Source organism: Cryobacterium sp. TMT4-10 (assembly GCF_004403275.1).
Taxonomy (GTDB): domain Bacteria; phylum Actinomycetota; class Actinomycetes; order Actinomycetales; family Microbacteriaceae; genus Cryobacterium; species Cryobacterium shii.
Map to the genome: position 1 here is coordinate 186,773 of NZ_SOGU01000090.1, position 17,390 is coordinate 204,162.

14 protein-coding genes, 2 tRNA genes and 1 pseudogene are annotated in these 17,390 nt (G+C 68.5%); 5 read left to right on the top strand and 12 right to left on the bottom strand.

The genetic code is table 11. From position 1 onward, the window contains the following. Positions 1-27: 27 nt before the first annotated feature. Positions 28-720, bottom strand: a complete 693-nt coding sequence (locus E3T42_RS13855; protein WP_338145000.1) for a cation transporter — start codon at positions 718-720, stop codon at positions 28-30. A 172-nt stretch (positions 721-892) separates the two neighbouring features. Here E3T42_RS13855 and valS point away from each other — a divergent pair, with 172 nt between their 5' ends. From valS to E3T42_RS13870, 3 genes are read left to right on the top strand one after another with little or no spacing between them, the layout of a single operon-like run. Further along, positions 893-3,475, top strand: coding sequence for a valine--tRNA ligase (gene valS, locus E3T42_RS13860; RefSeq protein ID WP_134403165.1), 2,583 nt, complete (start codon positions 893-895; stop codon positions 3,473-3,475). 9 nt (positions 3,476-3,484) lie between these two features. After that, positions 3,485-3,931, top strand: a complete 447-nt coding sequence (locus E3T42_RS13865) for a GNAT family N-acetyltransferase (RefSeq protein ID WP_134366110.1) — start codon at positions 3,485-3,487, stop codon at positions 3,929-3,931. A 7-nt stretch (positions 3,932-3,938) separates the two neighbouring features. Beyond that, positions 3,939-4,199, top strand: a complete 261-nt coding sequence (locus tag E3T42_RS13870; protein ID WP_241976161.1) for a hypothetical protein — start codon at positions 3,939-3,941, stop codon at positions 4,197-4,199. A gap of 117 nt (positions 4,200-4,316) precedes the next feature. Here E3T42_RS13870 and E3T42_RS13875 read toward each other — a convergent pair whose 3' ends face one another. Further along, positions 4,317-5,150, bottom strand: coding sequence for a class I SAM-dependent methyltransferase (locus tag E3T42_RS13875; protein ID WP_134366108.1), 834 nt, complete (start codon positions 5,148-5,150; stop codon positions 4,317-4,319). Positions 5,151-5,198: 48 nt separating this feature from the next. On the opposite strand from E3T42_RS13875, the gene E3T42_RS13880 reads away from it, so the two are divergent. Further along, positions 5,199-7,232 (top strand): M3 family metallopeptidase, encoded by a 2,034-nt coding sequence (locus tag E3T42_RS13880; protein WP_134403167.1) that lies wholly within the window; start codon positions 5,199-5,201, stop codon positions 7,230-7,232. Between the two features lie 273 nt (positions 7,233-7,505). Here E3T42_RS13880 and E3T42_RS13885 read toward each other — a convergent pair. From E3T42_RS13885 to E3T42_RS13910, 6 genes and pseudogenes are all read right to left on the bottom strand, one after another. Continuing rightward, positions 7,506-8,036 (bottom strand): annotated as a pseudogene (locus E3T42_RS13885) (benzoate/H(+) symporter BenE family transporter); the annotation flags it as partial. Positions 8,037-8,127: 91 nt separating this feature from the next. After that, entirely contained in the window at positions 8,128-9,408 is a 1,281-nt protein-coding gene (clpX, locus tag E3T42_RS13890) for an ATP-dependent Clp protease ATP-binding subunit ClpX (protein WP_134366583.1), read from the bottom strand. Positions 9,409-9,613: 205 nt separating this feature from the next. Then, on the bottom strand, positions 9,614-10,285 hold the full coding sequence (locus tag E3T42_RS13895; RefSeq protein ID WP_134366582.1) for an ATP-dependent Clp protease proteolytic subunit: 672 nt from the start codon (positions 10,283-10,285) through the stop codon (positions 9,614-9,616). Between the two features lie 16 nt (positions 10,286-10,301). Next, the gene (locus E3T42_RS13900) at positions 10,302-10,901 is read right to left on the bottom strand and encodes an ATP-dependent Clp protease proteolytic subunit (RefSeq protein WP_134366581.1); all 600 of its coding nucleotides are present in this window, start codon (positions 10,899-10,901) and stop codon (positions 10,302-10,304) included. Positions 10,902-11,211: 310 nt separating this feature from the next. Then, complete coding sequence (gene tig / locus E3T42_RS13905; protein ID WP_166805335.1) at positions 11,212-12,669, bottom strand: trigger factor; 1,458 nt, start codon at positions 12,667-12,669, stop codon at positions 11,212-11,214. Positions 12,670-12,709: 40 nt separating this feature from the next. After that, a tRNA-Pro gene (locus tag E3T42_RS13910) sits at positions 12,710-12,786 on the bottom strand. 169 nt (positions 12,787-12,955) lie between these two features. Here E3T42_RS13910 and E3T42_RS13915 point away from each other — a divergent pair. Continuing rightward, positions 12,956-13,029: transfer RNA gene (locus E3T42_RS13915), tRNA-Gly, on the top strand. A gap of 9 nt (positions 13,030-13,038) precedes the next feature. On the opposite strand, the gene E3T42_RS13920 is transcribed toward E3T42_RS13915, so the two are convergent. The 4 genes from E3T42_RS13920 to E3T42_RS13935 all read right to left on the bottom strand — a co-directional run bounded on the left by E3T42_RS13920 (position 13,039) and on the right by E3T42_RS13935 (position 17,390). Further along, positions 13,039-14,010, bottom strand: a complete 972-nt coding sequence (locus E3T42_RS13920; RefSeq protein ID WP_134366580.1) for an L-lactate dehydrogenase — start codon at positions 14,008-14,010, stop codon at positions 13,039-13,041. 176 nt (positions 14,011-14,186) lie between these two features. Beyond that, the gene (locus E3T42_RS13925) at positions 14,187-15,671 is read right to left on the bottom strand and encodes an amidohydrolase (RefSeq protein WP_198418101.1); all 1,485 of its coding nucleotides are present in this window, start codon (positions 15,669-15,671) and stop codon (positions 14,187-14,189) included. Continuing rightward, positions 15,668-16,372: an FMN-binding negative transcriptional regulator gene (locus tag E3T42_RS13930; protein ID WP_134366579.1), complete on the bottom strand. Its 705-nt coding sequence runs from the start codon at positions 16,370-16,372 to the stop codon at positions 15,668-15,670. The genes E3T42_RS13925 and E3T42_RS13930 overlap by 4 nt, the downstream gene beginning before the upstream one ends. Before the next feature lie 34 nt (positions 16,373-16,406). Further along, positions 16,407-17,390 carry an Fpg/Nei family DNA glycosylase gene (locus E3T42_RS13935; RefSeq protein WP_134366578.1) on the bottom strand — a complete coding sequence of 328 codons (984 nt, stop codon included), beginning with the start codon at positions 17,388-17,390 and terminating at the stop codon, positions 16,407-16,409.

Here is a 17,390-nt window from a genome sequence, read left to right on the forward strand (position 1 = left end):
GGACGGACGGACGGGCGGCGACCGTGTCTACGACAGGAGCGCGACCGGGGATTCCGCCTCGCCGCGCCAGGCTTCGACGCCTTCCCTGATCGCGAAGCCGGCGATCACGAGTGCCGCGAGCGAGTCCGCCCAGGCCCAGCCCAGCAGCGTGTTCAGCACCAGCCCGAGCAGCACCGACCCGGACAGCCACGCGCACAGCAGCAGCTGCCGGGAGTCCGCCAGCACGCTCTTCGAGCCGAGCTCGGTCCCGGCCCGGCGTTCCACGCCCGCCACTCCCGGCATGATCACCAGGCTCAGGCAGGCGATCACGATGCCCACCGGGCTGGGCTCGGCCTCGATCACCCCGATGAGGCCGAGGCCGGCGTTCAGGATGACGTAGCCGGCCAGGGCGAAGAAAGCGACCGCGATGGCGCGGAGGGCAGGTTTCTGCCACCGGTCGGGGTCGCGGCGCGAGAACTGCCAGGCGATGACCGCGGCGGAGAGCACTTCGATCACGGAATCCAGGCCGAATGCGACCAGCGCGGTCGAGGATGCCGCGGCACCGGCCGCGATCGACACGACCGCCTCGAGCACGTTGTAGCCGATCGTGAAGCCGACGATCAGGCGCACCTTGCGGCGCAGCGCCGTGCGGCGGGCATCCGTGAGCGTGCGCGGGCCGGCCAGGGCGTCGCCATCCGGCGTGCCGTCAGGCCTCGTGTCGTCATCATTTGGACCGGTCACGGTACCCCTCTCCGCCTCCAATCCTGCCACTCGCCGACCGACCGGGGGCGGCTCCCAAACGCCGGGCTGGGCCCGGAATCGGTCTGGAACGGGACATCCGGTAAGTTAGGTACCGCCCAATACTCAGGCACTTCACCACCGACACGGTGCCGCAGATACGAATCGGAGAAACATGACCGCCGCCAGCGTTCCGGAAAAACCTGCCCTCGAAGGGCTCGAAACCAAGTGGGGCGGCTCCTGGGAAGACGCGGGCACCTACCGGTTCGACCGGGGTTCGGCCACGCGCGCGAACATCTTCTCCATCGACACCCCGCCGCCGACCGCCTCCGGGTCGCTGCACATCGGGCACGTCTTCTCCTACACGCACACGGATGTCATCGCCCGCTTCCAGCGCATGCGCGGCAAGAGCGTCTTCTACCCGATGGGCTGGGACGACAACGGCCTGCCCACCGAACGCCGGGTGCAGAACTACTACGGCGTGCGCTGCGACCCGTCCCTGCCCTACGTCGATGACTTCACCGCGCCGTTCGAGGGCGGCGACGGCAAGAGCACCAAGGCCGCCGACCAGCTGCCGATCAGCCGCCGCAACTTCATCGAGCTGTGCGAACGCCTCACCATCGAAGACGAGAAGCAGTTCGAGGCCGTCTGGCGCATGCTCGGCCTCAGCGTCGACTGGACCCAGACCTACCGCACGATCGGCAACGACTCCCTCGTCACCTCCCAGTCGGCGTTCATCGGCAACATCGAGCGCGGCGAGGCCTACCAGGCCATGGCCCCCACGCTGTGGGACGTCACCTTCCGCACCGCGGTCGCCCAGGCCGAGCTCGAGGACAAGGAGATGCCCGCGTCCTACCACCGAGTCTCCTTCGCCCAGCCCGGCGGCGGCGCGATCGAGATCGAGACCACCCGCCCGGAACTGCTGCCCGCCTGCGTGGCCCTCGTGGCGCATCCGGACGACGAGCGCTACAAGGCCCTGTTCGGCTCAACCGTTCGCACGCCGCTGTTCGACGTGGAGGTGCCGATCCTGGCCCACCACCTCGCGCAGAAGGACAAGGGCAGCGGAATCGCCATGATCTGCACGTTCGGCGACGTGACCGACGTGATCTGGTGGCGTGAACTGGACCTCCCCAACCGCGCCATCATGGGCTTCGACGGCCGCATCATCGCCGAGGCGCCCGAAGCGATCACGAGCGAGGCCGGGCGGGCCGCATACGCGCAGCTGGCCGGCAAGACCGTCTTCTCCGCCAAGGCGGCCGTGGTCGACCTGCTCCGCACCAGCGGCGACCTGATCGGCGAACCGCGCTCGATCGTGCACCCGGTCAAGTTCTTCGAGAAGGGCGACAAACCGCTCGAAATCGTCTCCACCCGCCAGTGGTACATCCGCAACGGCGCCCGCGACGAGAAGCTGCGCGCCCGCCTGATCACGCACGGCAGCGACCTGCAGTGGCACCCGGAATTCATGCGCGTGCGCTACGAGAACTGGGTCAACGGCCTCACCGGCGACTGGCTCGTCTCCCGCCAGCGGTTCTTCGGCGTTCCGCTGCCGATCTGGTACCCGCTGGATGCCGACGCGAACCCGCTTTTCGACCAGCCCATCGTCGCCACCCGCGAGATGCTCCCGGTCGACCCGTCCTCCGACACCGCCCCCGGCTACGAGGCCGGGCAGCGCGGCCAGGCGAACGGTTTCGTCGGCGAGGTCGACGTGATGGACACCTGGGCGACCTCCTCCCTCACCCCGCAGCTGGCCGGCGGCTGGGAGCGCGACCCCGAACTGTTCGAACTCGTCTACCCGTACTCGCTGCGCCCGCAGGGCCAGGACATCATCCGCACCTGGCTGTTCTCCACCCTGCTTCGCGCCGAACTCGAACACGGCGTCTCGCCGTGGCAGCACGCGGCCCTGTCCGGCTTCATCGTGGACCCCGATCGCAAGAAGATGTCCAAGTCCAAGGGCAACGTCGTCACCCCGGCGGACATGCTCGAGCAGCACGGTTCGGATGCCGTGCGTTACTGGGCCGCGTCGTCGCGCCTCGGCACCGACGCCGCGTTCGACCCCAAGAACCCGACCCAGATCAAGATCGGCCGCCGCCTGGCGATCAAGATCCTGAACGCGTCGAAGTTCATCCTCGGCTTCGACGGCGGCGCGGAGGCCCCCGTCAGCGAGCCGCTCGACCAGAGCATGCTCGCCCGGCTAAGCGTCGTGGTCGGCCAGGCCACCGCCGCGTTCGAGGACTACGACCACGCCCGGGCGCTGGAACTGACCGAGAGCTTCTTCTGGACGTTCTGCGACGACTACCTCGAGCTGGTCAAGGAGCGCGCCTACGGCGAGGCCGGTCCCGGCCAGGCATCGGCGGTCGCCGCCCTCCGCACCGCGCTGTCCACCCTGCTGCGCCTGTTCGCCCCGTTCGTGCCGTTCGCGACCGAGGAAGCCTGGTCCTGGTCCACCGAAGACTCGATCCACCACGCGGCCTGGCCCGTCCAGTCCGAGCTCAGCGGAGGGCAGGGCGGCAACGTCGCTCTGCTGGACCTGTCCAGCCGGGCGCTCACCGGCATCCGCCGCGCAAAAACCGATGCGAAGGCTTCCCAGAAAACGGACGTCGAATCTGCTGTAATTAGCGGTACGGCTGCAGAGATTGCCCTGCTCAGGCAGGCTGCCGCCGATCTGAGTGCCGTTGGCCGTATCTCGGAGTTGGTTTTTATTGAAGGCAGCGAATTGGCTGTCACCGACATCGTGCTCGCCACGGTGCCGGAGAACTAGGAGAACCGAATGTCAATCAAGGTACGCGCGCTCGGCGACAAGGACTTTTTTTCGTGGCTGGGACTCTTCGAGGGCTACAGCGAGTTCTACAAGTGCGAACTGACTGACCAGAAAGCGCTCCAGGTCTGGAGCTGGATCATCGACAAGAACGAGTCGCTCACCGGCGCCGTTGCCGTCGACGACGACGGCGAGTTCGTCGGATTCGCCCACTACCGCGAGGTTCCGAACACCCTGACCGCCACCCGCGGCCTGTTCCTCGACGACCTGTTCGTGGTGCCGGAATCCCGCAGCACGGGCATCGGCCGGGCCCTGATCGAGTTCGCCAAGGAGTACGCCGCGGCGCACCGCCTGACCACGGTGCAGTGGCTGACCGCCGCCGACAACGAGACCGCGCAGCGCCTGTACGACGACGTGGCCACCCGCACCGACTGGGTCACCTACGAGATCGAGCTCTAACATGCAGATGGGAACACGCTGGCCGCTGGGCGGCCCGATGCCCGCACGGCTGCCCCATGTGGTCGAGATCGCCGTCAGGGCGGTCGAGGAAGAGCTCACGGCCCTGGCGGAGGACACGCAAGCCTGGCGCTGGACGCTGACCTGGCTCGAGGGCAACCCCGTGCTGGAGCTGGACGACGGCACGGTCATCCGTTACAACCCGGCCGAGGACAGCGCCACGATCACCCAACCGGCGATCGCCCTCGAAGACGAGGACGACTGGATCTAGGCTCTGCTGGCCCTGGCCTGGCTCTGGCCTGGCCGACTCCGCCGAGCCGTGAGAAGCGCCCCTTAAAATTCGGAAAACGGGGGCGCTACTCACGGTTCGGCGAAGGGTTTTCTGCCGCTACTTGCGGGCGACGACCTCTCCGTGCGGGATGCCGAACCAGCCGTCCGGGTCCCCGGCCCACTGGAGCCAGGCGGCCTTCATCTTGTTCAGGTCGGCGAGGTCGGCGGCCCCCACCTCGATGGCGTGTGCGGCGAAGGCGGATTCCGTCACGCGGTCGGCCCAGGACCCGCCCCACCACTCACGTTCCACATCCGAGGCGAAGCACCAGATGGATGCCGAGCTCGTCACCGCGCCGAACCCCGCCTGGCGCGCCCACGCCTTCAGGGAACGCCCGGCGTCGGGGTCGCCGCCATTGGAGTAGTGCACGTCCCGGTACGCCGTCAGCCACAGCGAGAGCCCCTGCAGCTTCGGGTGGTACATCACGCCCCCGTAATCGGCGTCGCGGCCGGCGAAGACTCCGCCCGGCTTCAACACCCGGCGGAACTCCCGAAGCGCGGCAACCGGGTTGGCCAGGTGCTGCAGCACCTGGTGCGCGTGCACGATGTCGAAGCTCTCGTCGGGGAAATCGAGCGCGCAGGCGTCGCCGACGTGGAAGGAGGCGTTCCGCACGCCCTCGTCGAAGGCGAGTCCCGCGGCATGACGCACGATCTGCTCCGACGCGTCGATGCCGGTGACCTGCCCGGGATACAGCCGGCGCGCCAGGTCGACCGTGACCGTGCCGGGGCCGCAACCCACGTCGAGCAGGGACCGGCCGGGCGACAGGTGCGGAACCAGGTAGGCCGCCGAATTCGCCACGGTGCGCCAGGTGTGCGAGCGCAGCACGCTCTCGTGGTGCCCGTGCGTGTACTGCTCTCGCTGCGCGGTCTCTTGGCGGTCCGGCTCGTCGGTCATGAACAGATCCTATTCGCGCGGGGGCAACCGGTGTGGCAGGGTGAGCGGATGAACCCCTTCTTCAGCCCCAGCACGCTGGCCTACGAGCTGCCCCCGTTCGGGATGATCCGGGAGGAGCACTACCGGCCCGCTTTCCTGCAGGGAATGGCGGAGCAGATCCTCGAGGTTGCGGCGATCTGCGGGGTTCCGGATGCGCCCACGTTCGACAACACCATGGTGCCGCTCGAACTTAGCGGGCAACTGCTCACCCGGGTGGCGGCGGTGTTCTTCAACCGCAGCTCGTCGGACTCGAACCAGCTGACCGACGCGCTCGAGGAGGAGCTGGCGCCGTTGCTGGCCGCGCACGCGGACGCCATCCGTCTGAACCCGGAGCTCTTCGCTCGGGTGGCCGCCCTGCACGCGCAGCTGGACCGGTTGCAGCTGGACGCGGAATCGCGCTACCTGGTCGAGCGATACCACACGGAGTTCACGCTCGCCGGCGCGGGCCTGACCGACGCCGCCAAGGCCGAGCTGCGGGACTACAACGCACGGCTCTCCACGGCGACCACCCGGTTCGAGAAGAACCTGCTGGCCGACACCAACGATTTGGCCCTCGTGCTCGAGAACGTCGCCGAGCTCGACGGCCTCACCGCCGGGCAGATTTCGGCCGCGGCGGAGGCTGCGACGGAGCGCGGGCTGCCGGGCCGGTACGTGATCACCCTCGTGCTGCCGACCGGTCACCCGTATCTGGCTCAGCTCACGAACCGCGGCGTGCGGGAGCGGCTGCTGGCGGCCTCGCGGTCCCGCGGCATCCGTGGCGGCGACCACGACAATCGCGAGCTGGTGCTGTCGATCGCCCGGCTCCGCGCCGAACGCGCCCGGCTGCTCGGCTTCGACAGCCACGCGGCCGCGGTGACCGCCGACCAGACCGCGAAGACGCCGCAGGCCATCGCCGACCTGCTCGGGCGCCTGGCACCCGCTGCGGCCCGTAACGCCCTGGTCGAGCAGGCCGACTTGCAGGCCCGGATCGACCAGGACGGCGGCGGTTTCGAGCTCGCCGCGTGGGACTGGGCGTTCTATACCGAACAGGTGCGCCGGGCCCGGTATCATGTGGACACCGCGGCCATGCGGCCCTATTTCGAGCTCGAGCGGGTGCTGCGCGACGGCGTGTTCTACGCGGCGAGCCGGTTGTACGGGGTCACGTTCACCGAGCGCCCCGACCTGGTCGCCTGGCATCCGGAGGCCCGCGTGTTCGAGGTGACTGAGGCCGACGGCTCCCCCGTCGGCCTGTACATCGGCGACTTCTACACCCGCGACTCCAAGCGGGGCGGCGCGTGGATGAACTCGCTGGTCTCGCAGTCGGCGCTCCTGGACTCGTCGGCGGTGGTCTGCAACAACCTGAACGTGCCCCGGCCGGCCGCGGGCGAACCCACCCTGCTCAGCTTCGACGAGGTCACCACCCTGTTCCACGAGTTCGGGCATGCGCTGCACGGGCTGTTCGCGCGGGTCACCTACCCGAAGTTCGCGGGCACGAACGTCTACCGAGACTTCGTCGAATTTCCGAGCCAGGTCAACGAGATGTGGATGCTGTGGCCGGAGGTGCTCGCCCACTACGCCGTTCACCACGAGACCGGTGAGGCCATGCCGCAGGACCTGGTCGACCGGATCCAGGACTCCACCGCCTTCAACGAGGGCTTCTCCACCAGTGAATACCTGGCCGCCGCGCTGCTCGACCAGGCCTGGCACCGGATCGACGCCGACGACACGGTGACGGATGTCGCCGCGTTCGAGGCCGCCGCGCTCACCGCCGCGGGCCTGGACAACCCGGCCGTGCCCACGCGCTACGCCAGCACCTACTTCGCCCACACGTTCGCGGGCGGCTACGACGCCGGCTACTACTCGTACATCTGGAGCGAGGTGCAGGACGCCGACGCCGGGGAATGGTTCGAGGACAACGGCGGGCTCACGCGGGCCAACGGGGATCGGTTTCGCCGTCGATTGCTCGGTGTGGGCGGCAGCGCCGACCCGCTGGCGGCCTACCGGGACTTCCGGGGACGGGACGCGGGCATCCAGCCGCTCCTCGACCGGCGCGGCCTGAACTAGCGGCAGCCGGCCCGGCGCCGGTCCCGGCCCCGGCACCGGCCCCGGCTCCGATCACCCCGCCCGTGAACCAATTCGACGGAGATACTGCTCTAAAAACAGCTTTCCGGGCTGCTGGGGCTCGATTTGGGCAAAATCTCCGTCGAATTGGTCAGGAGGCACCGACGGGAGCGGTGCGAGGCCGGCCGCCGCCGAGCCAGAGCCCGAGGCTCACGATGACCACCGGGTCGAACACGGGCGGGGTGAAGACCAGGCCGGGTGCGGACGACGAGGCGGTCAGCCAGTCCGTGCCCGCCTGAGGGCAACCCCGATCGCCGCCACGACCATGGCCGCCGGCACGGCCCAGGGGCGCGCGAGCCGAAACACGACCAGCCAGACCACGACTACGGGCACCGCGAGCAGCGGCTGTTGCACGGATGCCGTCACCGGCGCCAGGCAGATCGGGAACAGGATGCCCGCGAGCATGGCACTCGCGATCGTCTTGGGGATGCTGGTGATGTCCCGCCCGAGCGCCGGCCACAGCCCGCTCAGCACGATCAGGGCCCCGCAGACGAGGAACGCGCCCGCGGCGGCGGCGAAATCGTTCGTGGTCTCCCCCGCCGCTATGAGCAGAGCCGCACCGGGGGTGGACCAGGCGAAGGAGATCGGCATCTTGAAGTACCACGGCAGCAGCACACAGGTGATCCCGACCAGCAGGCACAGGGCGAGCAGTCCGGAGGCGGCCTGGGCGTCGTTCGCCCCGACCGCCTGCAGCCCCGCGATGACGAGCACGAGCGAGCTGGCGAAACCGGTGATGGCCGCCACGACGCCGGCGAAGAGGGGCTGGCACTCGGATCTCCGGCGTCAGAGGGAGGCGGGGCTGCGGGTGGCGGGGCAGCGAGGCAGGGAAGAACCGAGGTTAGGCGGACTTCTCCACCCGGCGGGGCTTGTGCAGCACGATCGTCGGTTCGGCGTTGTCGAGAACCGCGGCCCGGGTCACGACTACCCGCGCAACCTCGGAGCTGGACGGCACCTCGAACATGATCGGCCCGAGAACCTCTTCCATGATCGCGCGCAGACCACGGGCACCGGTCTTGCGGAGCACCGCCAGGTCGGCGATGGCCTCGAGGGCCGGCTGCTCGAATTCGAGTTCGACGCCGTCGAGTTCGAACATGCGCTGGTACTGGCGCACGAGGGCGTTCTTCGGCACGGTCAGGATCTGCATCAGCGCCACCTGGTCGAGCTGCGTGACCGTCGTGACCACGGGAAGCCGGCCGATGAACTCGGGGATCAGCCCGAACTTGTGCAGGTCTTCGGGCAGCACCTCGCTGAACAGGTTGACGTCGTCGCCCTTGCTGTGGAGGGGCGCCCCGAAACCGATGCCCTTCTTGCCGGCCCGGGTCGAGATGATGTCGTCCAGGCCCGCGAAGGCGCCGGCCACGATGAACAGCACATTGGTCGTGTCGATCTGGATGAATTCCTGGTGCGGATGCTTGCGGCCGCCCTGCGGCGGGACCGACGCCACGGTGCCCTCGAGGATTTTCAGCAGGGCCTGCTGCACACCCTCACCGGACACGTCGCGGGTGATCGACGGGTTCTCGGCCTTGCGGGCGATCTTGTCGATCTCGTCGATGTAGATGATGCCGGTCTCGGCGCGCTTGACGTCATAGTCGGCCGCCTGGATCAGCTTGAGGAGGATGTTCTCCACGTCTTCGCCGACGTAGCCGGCCTCGGTCAGGGCCGTCGCATCCGCCACGGCGAAAGGCACGTTGAGGCGCTTGGCCAGGGTCTGCGCGAGATAGGTCTTGCCGCACCCGGTGGGGCCGATCAGCAGGATGTTCGACTTGGCGATCTCGACATCATCGTGGATGGCGTCGGCGGCCGTGAGGGTCGCGCGGGAACGCACGCGCTTGTAGTGGTTGTAGACGGCGACGGCCAGGGCGCGCTTGGCTGCTTCCTGCCCGATGACGTATTCCTCGAGGAAGCCGAAGATCTCTTTCGGCTTGGGCAGTTCAAACTCGCCGGCACCCTCTTCGGCGCCGGCTTCGGCCAGGCGCTCCTCGATGATCTCGTTGCACAGTTCGACGCATTCGTCGCAGATGTACACGCCGGGGCCCGCAATGAGCTGCTGGACCTGCTTCTGGCTTTTCCCGCAGAAAGAGCACTTCAACAGGTCGGCGCTTTCGCCTATTCGGGCCATCCGTCAGCCTCCTCCATCGATTAGCTGCCTTGACTGATTAGCTGCATTGAGCCTAGCTTGTGCCTGTGACGCTGGGGTGCAGGCTACGCGGATGCGTCGGATAACGATCCCGGTGCCCGTGGGGCGGGAGGGTCCCGATGTGCCGAACGCGACGGATGCCCGGCGAACCTGCCGCCGGGCATCCGTCGCGTTCATGTTCTGTGCCTTATTTGACGAGCGTCGGCACGTTTTTGCGGCTGGTCAGGATCTGGTCGATCAGGCCGTACTCGAGCGCTTCGGCCGCGCCGAGGATCTTGTCGCGGTCGATGTCCTTGTGAACCTGCTCCGCCGTGCGGTTGGAATGGTGGGAGATGGTGAATTCCAGCCACTCACGCATCCGCTGGATCTCGGCGGCCTGGATCTCGATGTCGGATGCCTGCCCGCCTCCCTGACCGCCGGCCGAAGGCTGATGGATGAGGATGCGCGCGTTCGGCAGCGCGAGACGCTTTCCGGGCGTTCCACCGGCAAGCAGCACCGCAGCGGCGGAGGCCGCCTGGCCGAGGCAGACCGTCTGGATGTGCGGCCGGATGTACTGCATCGTGTCGTAGATGGCCGTCATCGCGGTGAAGGAACCACCCGGGGAGTTGATGTACATCACGATGTCGCGATCGGGGTCCTGGCTCTCCAGCACGAGAAGCTGGGCCATGACGTCGTCGGCCGAGGCATCGTCGACCTGCACGCCGAGAAAGATGATGCGGTCCTCGAACAGCTTCGCGTAGGGGTCCTGACGCTTGTAGCCGTAGGCGGTGCGCTCTTCGAACGTGGGGAGGATGTAGCGGGCCTCGGGCGACTGCGGGGCGCGGCCACCGGCCTGGTGACCAAAATTCGTGAATTCCATGTCGTTTCTGCCCGTCCTACTTCTTGTTCACTGAGTCGTCGGTGCCGCCGCCGCCGACCACATCCGACGCGAATTCGCGCAGGTGGTCGACGAAGCCGTATGCTACGGCCTCCTGGGCGGTGAACCAGTTGTCGCGGTCGTTGTCGATGAGGACCTGCTCGACCGACTTGCCGGTCTGCTCTGCCGTCAGTTCGGCCATCCGCTTCTTCATGTCCAGGATCACCTTGGCCTGGGTCTGGATGTCGGCGGCCGTGCCACCGAAACCGCCGGACGGCTGGTGCAGCAGGACGCGGGCGTTCGGGGTGATGTAGCGCTTGCCCTTGCTACCGGAGGACAACAGGAACTGGCCCATCGACGCGGCAAGGCCGATGCCGACGGTGACGATGTCGTTGGGTACGAACTTCATCGTGTCGTAGATCGCCATCCCAGCCGTGATCGAGCCACCGGGCGAGTTGATGTACAGGAAGATGTCCCGCTCCGAATCCTCTGCGGCCAGCAGCAGGATCTTGGCACAGATCTCGTTGGCGTTCTCATCCCGAACCTCGGAACCGAGCCAGATGATGCGGTCTTTCAGCAGTCGGTCAAAAACGCCGGGTGTAGGTGTCATATCGGCCATGTCGCGCTCCGTTTCACTTGTCGCTTCAGATTGAATCTATAGGAGCCAACGCTCCGGAACTGCTGTGTTCGCCCTCGGCAGATAACGCGCCGCGCCGGGCCGCCCCGCCGGGCCCCGCGCATCCGTGCTGCCGGACCCCGCGCATCCGTCGCTCTGAACCAATTCGACGGAGATCCTGCTCTAAAAACCCCGAATACGGCCCAAACCAGTCCAGAACCGGAGAATCTCCGTCGAATTCGTCAGGGCAAACGCGAAACGGGCCGGATGTCTGTGACATCCGGCCCGTCGGCGCGCGTGAGCGGGGGTGGTGCTACTCCTTGGCGGCGGCGGCCTTCTTCTTCGCCGCTGCGGCCTTGGCCTTGGCGGCCTTGGCAGCCTTTGCCTTGGCGGCCTTGGCCTCGGCGGCCTTGGCCTTGGCCTCGGCCTCGGCTGCGACGGCCTCGGCGTCCGAGTCGTCTTCCTCGATCTCGTCGTCTTCGTCTTCGTCCTCGTCCGGGACGGCGACGAACTCGGACAGGTCGACGGCGTTGCCGTTGGTGTCTACGACCTCGGCCTTGCCCAGGGCGATGGCGAGGGCCTTGTTGCGGGCGACCTCGGCCACCATCGACGGGATCTGGCCGTTGCCGCTGAGCGCCTGGACGAACTCGCTCGGGTCCATGCCGTACTGGCTGGCACCCTGGATCAGGTACTGAGTCAGCTCGTCCTGGCTGACCTGGACCTTCTCGGCCTCGGCGATCGTGTCGAGCAGGATCTGCTGGCGGAAGGTCTTCTCGCTGGATTCGGTGACCTCGGCGCGGTGCTCGGCGTCTTCGAGGCGGTTCTCGCCCTCGAGGTGGCGACGAACCTCGTCTTCGATGATCGCGGTCGGGATCGGGACCTCGACCGACTCGAGGAGCTGCTCAACGAGCTTCTCGCGAGCCTGCGTGCCCTGGCCGAAGACCTTGGAGCGCTCGACGTTGACCTTCAGGCTGTCGGTGAGCTCGGCGATGGTGTCGAATTCGCTGGCGATCTGCGCGAAGTCGTCGTCGGCGGTGGGAAGCTCACGCTCCTTGACGGCGATGACGGTGACGGTGATCTCAGCGGTCTCGCCCTCGTGTTCGCCGCCCATGAGCTTCGAGTTGAAGGTGGTGGTCTCGCCGGCGCTGAGGGAGTCGAGCGCCTCGTCGATACCGTCGATGAGGTCGCCGGAGCCGACCTCGTAGGAGATCCCGCTGGCGTTGTCGACCTCGACGCCGCTGATCGCGGCGATCAGGTCGATCTGGGCGAAGTCGCCCGTGGTGGCGGGGCGGTCGACGGTGATGAGCGTGCCGAAGCGGCTGCGCAGGTTGTCGAGCTCCTCGGCGACCTCTTCGTCGGACACCTCGACGGCGTCGACGGTGAGCTTCAGGCCGGAGTAGTTGGGCAGGTCGATCTCGGGGCGCACGTCAACCTCGATGGACAGCTGCAGGTCTCCGGAGAAGTCCTTGTCGCTGGGCCATTCGACGATGTCGGCCTCGGGGCGGCCGAGGGGGCGCAGCTTGTGCTCGGTGACCGCGGTGCGGTAGAAGCCGTCGAGGCTCTCGTTGACGGCGTGCTCGAGCACGGCCGACTTACCGACGCGCTGGTCGATGATGGCGGGCGGAACCTTGCCCTTGCGGAAGCCGGGAATGTTGATGTCCTCGGCGATGTGACCGTAGGCGTGGGTGATGCTGGGCTTCAGCTCCTCGGGAGTCACCGAGATGGTGACCTTGGCGCGAGTGGGGCTCAGCTTTTCTACCGTGGACTTCACGTGGCAATCTCCTGTGTTCGACCGATGTATGGGGGGATGATGGTCGGGGCGACAGGATTCGAACCTGCGACCTCTCGGCCCCAAACCGAGCGCTCTACCAAGCTGAGCTACGCCCCGGACACTGTCTCAACCCGGTGGTGCCGTCCGCGAGGCGTGCAAGGATCGCACTTCACGCAGAATGACCTCGGTTAGTCTACTGCACGGGCCGGATGTCGCGGGTCCCCCTGTGCAGCGAGCACCCGCCAACGTGTACTACGCTGTGTGAGTGCGCGGGAGACTGCGCTCGGGGGATGTAGCTCAATGGTAGAGCCTCAGTTTTCCAAACTGATGGCGCGGGTTCGATTCCCGTCATCCCCTCCACAACATCGCTCACTTCAGGCCGAGTCCGTCCAGCGTCTGGCGCAGAGTCGCCGCCGAGTGCTCGAACAGTTCCTGCTCCTTCTCGCTGAAGGGCACCTCGATCACCCGAGAGACCCCGTCGGCGTTGATCACGCTCGGCACCGAGAGGGCCACGTTGCTGACGCCGCGGTAGTCGGTGAGCACCGAACTCACGGGCAGCACGGCGCCCTCGTCACGGAGCACGGCCTCGACGATCCGGGCGCCGGACAGCCCGATCGCGTAGTTGGTCGCGCCCTTGCCCTCGATCACCTTGTAGGCCGCGGACTTCACACTCTCGGTGATCGCGTCGAATTCCGATTCGGAGAAGGGAACCAGGCCCTTCGGCGAGATCGCGTCCTGAACCCACTCGGCCATCGAGATCGGGCCGATCCGGGCCTGGGACCAGAGTGGGAACTCCGAGTCGCCGTGCTCGCCGACGATGACCGCGTGCACATTGGCGATCGCGACCCCGACCCGGTGCGCCAGCATCCAGCGCAGCCGTGACGAGTCCAGGACCGTGCCGGAGCCGAAGACCCGCGAGGCCGGCAGCCCGCTGAACTCGCGTGCCGCGTAGGCCAGCACGTCGCAGGGGTTGGTGACCAGCATGTAGATGGCGTCGGGGGCGCGCTCGACGAGTTTCGGCATCAGTTCCCGCAGGATGCCGACGTTGACACCGGCCATCTCGAGCCGGGACTGGCCCGGGTGCTGCCTCGCGCCGGCGGTGATGACGACCATGTTCGCCCCCGCGATCGCGTCGAGGTCGCTGCCGCCGGCCACGCAGGAGGCACCGGTGAACTGGGTGCCGTGGGCCAGGTCGAGCACCTCGGCCTCGACCTTGGGCCCGTTGATGTCGTAGAGCACGACTTCGCGCGCCGATTGACGGATCAGGGAGGCGTAGGCGAGGGAGGACCCCACCGCTCCCGCTCCGATGATGGCCAGCTTGGAATTCTCGATCACGCTCATGGGTCAAGTCTGCCCCTTCCGGGGCCCGTGTCCCATTCCTCGGCAGGCGAAATCAAGCCCCGGTGCCGGCGGGACCAGCACTCGCGGCGCAGGTTGTGGCTCGCGGCTCAGGTTGGAACCTGCGCCCGCTGCCACAACCTGCGCCGCGACCCGGGCGCCGGCCCCGGGCCGGACGGTCAGAGCCGGTCGTGCGTGAACCGGCCGGCCAGCAGCGTGGCGGCCACGGGCATCCGTCGGAGGTCGCCGACGGAGGCGACGAACGGGTCGGTCTCGCACACGGCGAGGTCGGCGACGTCCCCCACCAGCACGCGGTGCCGGCCGCGCGCGGACGCGGCGAGCGCCGCCTGCCGGGAGATCGCCTGCTCGGCGTGCCAGGGTTCGCGCCCGTCGCGGGTGCGGCCGACCGCAGCGGCCAGGCTCACCCAGGGGTCCAGCGGCGCCACCGGGGCGTCCGACCCGAGCGCGAGGGTCGCGCCGGCGCGCAACAGGCTGGCCAGCACGAAGGCCCGGTCGGTGCGGCCGGCCCAGTACCGGTCGGCGACGTCGCGGTCGTCCAGGGCGTGCTCGGGCTGCACACTGGCCACCACGCCCAGCCGGGCGAAACGGGCGATGTCGGCGGGGGCGAGCAGTTGCGCGTGCTCGATGCTGCCCGAGCAGCCGAGCCGTTCGAAGGTGTCGAGCGCGAGGCTGTTCGCGTGGTCGCCGATGGCGTGCACGGCGGGGCGGATGCCGGCCTCCGTCGCCACCCGCAGGTGGTCGAGCAGTTCCTCGGGCGGCACGTTGAGCGACCCGCGCGAGCCGGGCTGCCCCTCCAGGCCGGGGTACTCGTCGAAGCAGAAGGCGGTGCGGGTGTTGAGCGACCCGTCGGTGATGACCTTGTAGGGACCCACCGTGAGGAGCCCACCGGTCCCCGCGATCACGTCCCCGCTGCGGAGTCCCTGCTCGACCGCCCGGCCGAGCTGCGGGGTGTAGATGCCGAACTCGACCCGGAGCGCATCCGTGCCGGCCTGGATGCGGCGCCGCCACGTGTCGAGGTTCCAGGCCATCTCCATCTCGACGATGCCGACGACCCCGCGGGCCGCCGCGGCCCGGGCCGCGGCGTCCGCCCACCCGTCCATCACCCGGTCGGGCACCGCGGCCAGCGCCCGCACCACGGCGAAGCAGTCGTCCTCGCGGAGCAGGCCGGTCGGATGGTCGGCGAACCCGTGCTGCGCCAGCGCGGCCGAGTTCAGCCAGCAGGAGTGCAGGTCGCCGCTGATCAGCACGGCCGGCACGGGGCCGGTGACCGCGTCGAGCGTGGCCCGGGCCGGGACATCCGGCCAGAGGCCGTCCCTGAACCCGAAACCGACCAGGCCCTCGCCCGCCGCCAGGTCCGGCACGCGCGCGGCGACCAGGGCAGCCACCTCGGCGGCGCTGCCGGCGCCGGATAGGTCCAGCCGTCGCGCGGTCTGCGCCCACTGGCTGAAGTGCACATGATTGTCCCAGAGACCGGGGATCAGCCACCGTTCGGCGAGATCCACCGCACGGATGCCGGGTCCCACCATTCCGAGGTAGCCGATCCGCCGGATCCGACCGTCCACGATCTCCACGTCGACCCGTTCGTCGCTGCCGGGAAGCCGGGCGTTCCGGAGCACCAGCGACTCGGAGTCCCCGGGCGTCACCGGTCGTGTCCCTGCGGGCCGGACGGCTCCGCGCCGAGGGGCGCGTAGGTGACGGGCGGAACCGGGTCGTGCACGCGGCGCATCTCGGCGGCGAGCGCCGGGCTCGCGTAGGGGCCGTCCCCGTCGAGTTCGGCCAGGATGCGCGCCACCGTCTCGGCCGGCTTGTTCTGGCTCAGCTTGCTCTTCGCGCTGAGGCGGCTCACCCGGAGCCGGAAGCCGACCGTGCCGCCGACGATGCGGGCGGCGTAGGCGGAGCTCGCGGGCGTGCCGTTGAGGCGACGCGGCTCAGGCATCCGTTCTTCGAAATGGTCGACGAGCCGGTCGAGCACGCGCAGGTTCTCCTCGTCGCTGAGCAGCTCCGGGGTGCCGTGCAGGTGGGCGGTGACGAAATTCCAGGTCGGCACGGCCGGGGTGGGGGCATCCGCGGGCCCGTCGTACCAGCCCGGGGAGATGTACCCGTGCGGGCCCTGGATGATGACCAGCAGTTCGTGCCGGCCGAGTTCGTGCAGCGCCTCGTCGGGCCGGCCGACATGGCTGAGCAACACGATGCCCTCGGCGTCCTCGTCGAGGATCACCGGGTAATGCGACGCCACCAGCTCGCCCGCGGAGGTGTGACTGATCATGCTCGCCCACGGGTTCTCGCGGATCAGGCGCTTGACCTCATCCGGATCGTCGAGGGCGAAACTGGGATTGTGTCTCATCGGGCTCCCGTTCGGTGGGGCTGCGGGCCGGGGGTCAGGACTGGCACCGCGGGCACCAGTAGAGCTTGCGGGCGGCCATCTCCTCCAGGGTGATGTGCGTGCCGCAGATCCGGCATGGCAGCCCTTCGCGTTTGTACACCCAGTGCCGGTCGGCCCGGTTGCGCATGGCGAGAACGTAGTCTTCGTCGCCCAGGTCGTCCATCGTCATCATCTGGCCGGTGGAGACGCCGATCTTCAGCAGGTGGGCCCAGTCCCGCCAGAGGGCCCGCGCCTGCTCGTCGCGAAGCGACTTCCCGGGGGCGTATGGATTGATGCCCGCCCGGAACAGGAGCTCGGCGCGGTACACGTTGCCGATCCCGCTGACCACGGATTGGTCCATCAGGAGCCGGCCGATCGGCGTCGGTTTCTTGCGCACCGCGCTGACGAAGCGCTCCTCCGCGGCGGCGCCGTCGTCGAGCATCGGGTCAGGGCCGAGCCGGTTCATCGCGACCTCGACCTGGTCGGGGCCGAGCACCTCGCAGGCCGTGGGCCCGCGCAGGTCGGCCACGACGTCGTCGGCGAGCAGGCGAACCCGAACCTGGCCGATGGGGTCGGGCGGGAAACCGTCGGGTTCGACGCTGACCTTCTCGGCCTCCGCCATCCGCAGCCGGGTCAGCCGGGGAGCGCCGATACTGCGCACCGAGTTCTCGCCGGCCGAATCCAGAACGGCGTCGCCGGTGCCGCGCATGCCGGTCTGGCCCATGCGTCCGTTGGCGGATGCGACGGTGGCGTCCACCTGGATGTCGCCCGCGAAATCCCACGCACCGTAGAGACCCAGGTGCACGCGCAACCACAGCCCGTTGTCGAACTCCAGGAACATTTGCTTACCGACGGCGCGGGCATCCGTCATGGAGTGACCGTCCAGCCGGGCCGCGCCGTCCACGAAGCGGCCCTGCGGGGACGACAGCCGGATGCGCTTGCCCACGAAATTTCGGGCGAACTGGCGCGCGATCCGGTGGACGGAATGACCCTCGGGCAC

Bases quoted from the DNA above. Each gene is read 5' to 3' on its own strand.
- valS (WP_134403165.1), top strand. From the start codon at position 893: ATGACCGCCGCCAGCGTTCCGGAAAAACCTGCCCTCGAAGGGCTCGAA.
- E3T42_RS13865 (WP_134366110.1), top strand. From the start codon at position 3,485: ATGTCAATCAAGGTACGCGCGCTCGGCGACAAGGACTTTTTTTCGTGG.
- E3T42_RS13870 (WP_241976161.1), top strand. From the start codon at position 3,939: ATGGGAACACGCTGGCCGCTGGGCGGCCCGATGCCCGCACGGCTGCCC.
- E3T42_RS13875 (WP_134366108.1), bottom strand. From the start codon at position 5,150: ATGACCGACGAGCCGGACCGCCAAGAGACCGCGCAGCGAGAGCAGTAC.
- E3T42_RS13880 (WP_134403167.1), top strand. From the start codon at position 5,199: ATGAACCCCTTCTTCAGCCCCAGCACGCTGGCCTACGAGCTGCCCCCG.
- clpX (WP_134366583.1), bottom strand. From the start codon at position 9,408: ATGGCCCGAATAGGCGAAAGCGCCGACCTGTTGAAGTGCTCTTTCTGC.
- E3T42_RS13895 (WP_134366582.1), bottom strand. From the start codon at position 10,285: ATGGAATTCACGAATTTTGGTCACCAGGCCGGTGGCCGCGCCCCGCAG.
- E3T42_RS13900 (WP_134366581.1), bottom strand. From the start codon at position 10,901: ATGGCCGATATGACACCTACACCCGGCGTTTTTGACCGACTGCTGAAA.
- E3T42_RS13920 (WP_134366580.1), bottom strand. From the start codon at position 14,010: ATGAGCGTGATCGAGAATTCCAAGCTGGCCATCATCGGAGCGGGAGCG.
- E3T42_RS13930 (WP_134366579.1), bottom strand. From the start codon at position 16,372: ATGAGACACAATCCCAGTTTCGCCCTCGACGATCCGGATGAGGTCAAG.